Genomic DNA, 4,819 nt, shown 5'->3' on the forward strand with positions numbered 1-4,819 from the left:
GCATGCTGCTTTGCGATATCGAGCGGGAATCCAAAAGACGATGCAGTCGTGCATGCGGTCAACATCCCCGCCGATGACATTGTTGACCCGTCGAAGAACCCGGACCCTTTCACGATCGACCGTGTGATGTTCCTCGTTCCGGCGAAGTCAGCTCCGAGAATTGTGAACCAACGAGGTCTCTTTTCAGTCCATAACCAACCCGACCGAGCCTGGGTGCCGGAGAACTTTGACAAGTTCGTCATACCGGCAGCGATGAGGCCAAGGTTCCGCAGGACGCTCTTTAAGATGGGTGTTGATCATAGCCACATTTATCCGGACATCGTCGGCCTCTGCGAAATGTTGAAGTGGCGCTACGTCGAACGGATCGGCATAGGCACCGCAATGATCGGATGACGGATATGGATAGCAACACAGCCGCGCGGCGGCAGAAGGTCGTAGAAGCGGTCCAGGCCAAAGATTACCAGGATACGCAAGCTTGGTCAGATCTCGACGCCCTTTCGTCGTCCACGCAGGTCGACACCATAGAGACTTTTGAAAAAGAGATACGTTTTGACGGCAACGACTTTCAGGGACCGCTGACGTGGTATGTCGTCCTGCGTTACGGAATGAACACGGCCGATCCGTTGGAGACGTCCGAGAGCTTCCCCGGATCTTTCCATGGGAGTCTGGTCGACGAAGTGCCGGTCATCGCTGAGATGACAGTTGATACGTCGTCGTTTTATGGCGAAACCGGCGAGCAGAATGCATCCGATATCTAGTTTCATCGGAATGAACCGCGCGGCGGGGTGGGTGCGCCTCGCGGCTTTTATCGGCTGTGTACCGACGGTGAACTGGCTCATCGCACATGTTGGCACTGTCTGCGTTCCCGCTGGGCCGTGCGTTATCCCTGTGCGGCCGGGCATCCTGGCGCCGCCAGGAGTTCTGCTTGCGGGGCTGTCGTTCGTGCTGCGAGATCTCGTTCAGGAGGGCGCTCGGTCTCATTTGGCAGTCGCCGCCGTTTGACCGACGGTGCAATCGCTGCTCTCATTGCTTCGCCAGTCTTGGCCGTCGCTTCCGTAGCGGCGTTCTTGGTCGCGGAAATGGTCGCCCCACTGGTTTTCACAGGGCTATGTCGGCGCGGCCTAGTGCTCGCCTCCGTCGCGAGCAGTGTTCTCGGCCTGCTACTTGACAGTCTGATCTTCGTCCAGATCGCATTCGGGAACCCGGCTTACCGCTACCAGGATGAGGAAGGACAAACACCAGAAGGGCCAGGCCACTGTTCACTTGCTATGCGTTGGAATGTGCATATATTGTGCGTATGAGGAGGTCGGAAATTTGTCATGACCCACGCACAGCTCGCACAATCGAAAGTGGTCTCAGGCTTTGTCGACAGCCTTCAGGAGCCGCGTACGCCTTATATCTCGCCGAAGCGCCTGTCGCAGGCGCTTGGAGTGAAGGTGGCCAATCTGGCACAGTTGACCGGGGTTCATCGCAACACGCTCCGCAATCCCTCATCGGAACGCCTGCAGGGCCGGATGCGCGAGATGGTGAAAGTGATCTCGGCGGCGACGGAACTTACCGGCAATGTTGACAAGGCGATCTACTGGTATCGCAACGAGCCCATCGCGGACTATGGCCACCGCACGGCGGCCGAACTTGTCGCGGACGGCCAAGTCGAAGCAGTCCTGGCCTTCATCCGGGATCTCGAGAACGGGGCGCGCGGGTGAAGGTCACCCGCTTCGGGCCGGACGAGATCTTCCATCGCTATCTGACACCCAAATGGGCTTTCCTGCCCACGAGTGGCGCGGGAGCAGCGATCGACGGCGGACGTTTCAACCGGCCAGGCGTCGAAGCGCTCTATCTCTCCCGTTCGACGCAGACGGCTCTTGACGAATACAGGCAGGGCGCCAGCATCGTCCCGCCGGCAACGCTTGCCGCCTACAAGATCACGCTCGGCGAGGTGGCCGACCTTTCTCAAGGATTCGACCCAAACCTCTGGGACGGCGCCTGGCAGGAATGGGATTGTGCCTGGCGCCAGGTCGCTCGCATCGACAAAAAGATCCCGCCATCGTGGAAGCTCGCGGACCTGATCATCACTGCCGGGCTTCGCGGCATCCTGTTCCCGTCGCTGCGTCACGCCGGCGGCACGAATCTCGTGATCTTTCCGGCCAATCTTGTCGACGGCGACCATGTCGCGGTTCACGATCCCGATGCCCGGCTGCCGCACGACCAGTCGTCCTGGTCCTGAGTCACCAACTGTCTCTGTGGTCGCAACGCGACAACGCCCGCTCACGACACCTGGTCCTCAAAGACATCGTCCTCGCCCTCCCTGTTAGCCAAACCGGCTGGAATACCGCCGGCCAGGAGCTTTTCCTTCGACAGGAGCCCGGCATCTTCAAGCGCCTCGAAATCCGGCAGCTGGCGCAGCGTGTCGAGCCCGAACTGCGACAGGAAATTCTTGGTCGTCACATAGGTGTAGGGCGCGCCCGGCTGCGGGCTGCGCGGCCCCGAGGCGATCAGGTCCTGCGCGCGCAGCACGCCGATCAGATCGCGCGAGACCTCCTTACCGAAAAAGCTCGACAACTCGCCCCGCGTAATCGGCTGGAAATAGGCAATGCACATCAGCACAAGAGCCTCGGACTGCGACAGGTCTTTTGATCCCTGCCCTGCGGCCGTGCCAAAGGCTGCGTGAATGGTGTCGCCAAAAGCTTTCCTGGTCCGGTGCTGCCAGCCGCCGGCCACTGACACCAGCTCATAGGGGCGGCCGGCGAGCTCGGCGCGGATGTCGTCGATGATCAGCTCGAGATTGCAGTTTTTTCCCACCACCCGCGCCAGCACCTCGCGTGGCACCAGCTCGCTGGCGGCAAAGATCACCGCCTCGACGCGGCCCATCCATTCGCGCCAGCGCAGTTCTGGCGGCAGGTGTTCGAGCTCGGTGTCAAGCAGCGCCGGCTGATCGTTTGGCTTGCGGCGGACAGAGGCTTCGCTCATCGCTATAGCCCAAACAGCCGAAAGGTTGGGCGGCCTGACAGCTCCCGCACGGCGTCGAGCAGTTGCAGCCGCTCGAACAGGCGCCGCGCCGCAAAACGCGACAGGTCTTTCGTCGTCAGCGATCCCGAAACGACGTCTTCATTGAGCAGCAGAAAGATCACGTCGCCGGCACCCTTGGCGCGCAGCTTTGGCGCCACCGTCAGAAGTTTTTCCGCGTGGCGCGACAGCTCGGCGGCCAACCGGCAGGCCTGCGCCGCCGCTTGAACCAGCGCCAGGCACAGCGCGCGCTCAAATCTCTCTCCCCCAGGCCGGATGCGTTTGCCACCGGCCTCGGCGCGGAAGGATGCGGCAAAAGCCTGCGCCATCAACAGCGGCAGCGGTCGCGGCCAGCGGAGGCTTTGCGCCAGGACCAGGTCAGCCAGCCACCAGGCAAAAAGCTCGGAGTCGGGCCTTATGGCAACGACGTGGGCCCCGATCGCCGCCGCGGCGAACGGCGCCGGCTGCTCCGAGCGCGCCAGGTCGTCGATGTGTTCACAAAGCGCGGCCAGCGCCTCGACATCCCAATGGAGGCCAAGCTGGTTGAGTATCTTTTCGAGCCGGTCAGGGGTAGCGACGGGCGGCTGCCCGGCCAACTGCCGCCAGGCGCCAAAGATGGTGCCGGCGGGACCGGGGTCGGCGCCGGCCTGGCGCAGATACCAGGCGTCGCGCAAGGCGGCCGCGTCCTCGGCGCGGCCGGCGAGCAGCATGCTGGCGGCGGCGCAGCGAAGCGCCAGCCGCTGCCGCCAGGCCCCGGCCCAGGCAGGCTGCGCGCGGGCGAGCGTGTCGAGGACACCCAAGGCGGCGCCGGCCCGGAAGGCGGCGTCGCCGTCGCTCGGCGCGCTGGCACTTGTGATCGCCCACGCCGGAACGGAGGGCGGCGCAGAAGAGCTGGCGGTCGAGGGATCAAGGCGAATCATGATTTGGAGGGTAAAGCGGCCGTGCGCTTTGCGCCATCAATTTCGCACCAAAACGCACAGCCGGTCGGCAACAGATAACGAATGATAAGCATTATCATTCGTTTTGCTCTCTAGAGAGGAAATGGCCTCTCTCGTCGACCAGAACCCCGAAAAGCGTGCTCGGCATCGCTCCCCTCAACCACAGAAAACACCGGCGGGTGTCGACCAAATCGCGCCGGCGGCCTCGGCTCAGGCCGACGCCTCGATTGCCGACGACCTGCCCGACATCGTCGACGTCGTCCTGGAAATGGGCAGGACGCCGGACGAACCGGCGGCCGAAGCGCCCTCCCCTCTCCCGGCCGACGCCAACCCCCGCCTGCCGGCGCATCTCGACGCCCTCGCCGGCCGCGCCCGCGACTATGTCGAGGCAGCGAGCTCAGCCAACACCCGCCGCGCCTACACCGCCGACTGGAAGCATTTTGCCAGCTGGTGCCGGCGCCAGGGCGTCGAGATGTCTCCGCCCGAACCACAAACCGTCGGGCTCTACATCACCGCCTGCGCCTCTGGCAAAGCAACCGGCGACAAAACGCCCAATTCGGTTTCGACGATCGAGCGGCGGCTTTCGGCGCTGTCCCGGAATTTTTTACAGCGTGGCCAGCCGCTGGACCGCAAAGACCGTCATATCGCCACCGTGCTCGCCGGCATCCGCAACACCCACGCCTCCCCTCCCCGGCAGAAGGAAGCCATTCTCCCGGAGGATCTGATTGCCATGCTCGAGACCCTCGATCGCGGAACCCTGCGCGGCTTGCGCGACCGCGCCATGCTGCTTTTGGGCTTCGCAGGCGGCTTGCGCCGCTCCGAAATCGTCGGTCTCGACGTGGGCCGCGATCAGACCGAGGATTCTTCGGGCTGGA

At 63.4% G+C, this 4,819-nt stretch carries 5 protein-coding genes and 2 pseudogenes; 5 read left to right on the forward strand and 2 right to left on the reverse strand.

All coding sequences use genetic code 11. The annotated features are described in order from the left end of the window. From EOA29_RS25155 to EOA29_RS25175, 4 genes and pseudogenes are all read left to right on the forward strand, one after another. Window positions 1-393, forward strand: a pseudogene (locus tag EOA29_RS25155) (FRG domain-containing protein); the annotation flags it as partial. 5 nt (window positions 394-398) lie between these two features. After that, complete coding sequence (locus EOA29_RS25160) at window positions 399-758, forward strand: hypothetical protein (protein ID WP_127221766.1); 360 nt, start codon at window positions 399-401, stop codon at window positions 756-758. A 561-nt stretch (window positions 759-1,319) separates the two neighbouring features. Further along, window positions 1,320-1,706, forward strand: a complete 387-nt coding sequence (locus EOA29_RS25170) for a hypothetical protein (protein WP_127221768.1) — start codon at window positions 1,320-1,322, stop codon at window positions 1,704-1,706. Then, on the forward strand, window positions 1,703-2,227 hold the full coding sequence (locus EOA29_RS25175; RefSeq protein ID WP_127221769.1) for an RES family NAD+ phosphorylase: 525 nt from the start codon (window positions 1,703-1,705) through the stop codon (window positions 2,225-2,227). The genes EOA29_RS25170 and EOA29_RS25175 overlap by 4 nt, the downstream gene beginning before the upstream one ends. A gap of 41 nt (window positions 2,228-2,268) precedes the next feature. On the opposite strand, the gene EOA29_RS25180 is transcribed toward EOA29_RS25175, so the two are convergent. Continuing rightward, window positions 2,269-2,970, reverse strand: a complete 702-nt coding sequence (locus EOA29_RS25180) for an SMC-Scp complex subunit ScpB (RefSeq protein WP_127221770.1) — start codon at window positions 2,968-2,970, stop codon at window positions 2,269-2,271. A gap of 2 nt (window positions 2,971-2,972) precedes the next feature. Further along, window positions 2,973-3,926: a DUF1403 family protein gene (locus EOA29_RS25185; protein ID WP_127221771.1), complete on the reverse strand. Its 954-nt coding sequence runs from the start codon at window positions 3,924-3,926 to the stop codon at window positions 2,973-2,975. A gap of 121 nt (window positions 3,927-4,047) precedes the next feature. Between EOA29_RS25185 and EOA29_RS25190 the strand changes: the two are divergent. Continuing rightward, window positions 4,048-4,819: pseudogene (locus EOA29_RS25190) on the forward strand (integrase); the annotation flags it as partial.

Origin of the sequence: Mesorhizobium sp. M1E.F.Ca.ET.063.01.1.1 (assembly GCF_003998155.1) — a bacterium.
GTDB lineage: Bacteria > Pseudomonadota > Alphaproteobacteria > Rhizobiales > Rhizobiaceae > Mesorhizobium.

What these genes read in the sequence shown, in the direction of transcription:
- EOA29_RS25180 (WP_127221770.1), bottom strand. Translation starts at nt 2,970, where the DNA reads ATGAGCGAAGCCTCTGTCCGCCGCAAGCCAAACGATCAGCCGGCGCTG.
- EOA29_RS25170 (WP_127221768.1), top strand. Translation starts at nt 1,320, where the DNA reads ATGACCCACGCACAGCTCGCACAATCGAAAGTGGTCTCAGGCTTTGTC.
- EOA29_RS25185 (WP_127221771.1), bottom strand. Translation starts at nt 3,926, where the DNA reads ATGATTCGCCTTGATCCCTCGACCGCCAGCTCTTCTGCGCCGCCCTCC.
- EOA29_RS25160 (WP_127221766.1), top strand. Translation starts at nt 399, where the DNA reads ATGGATAGCAACACAGCCGCGCGGCGGCAGAAGGTCGTAGAAGCGGTC.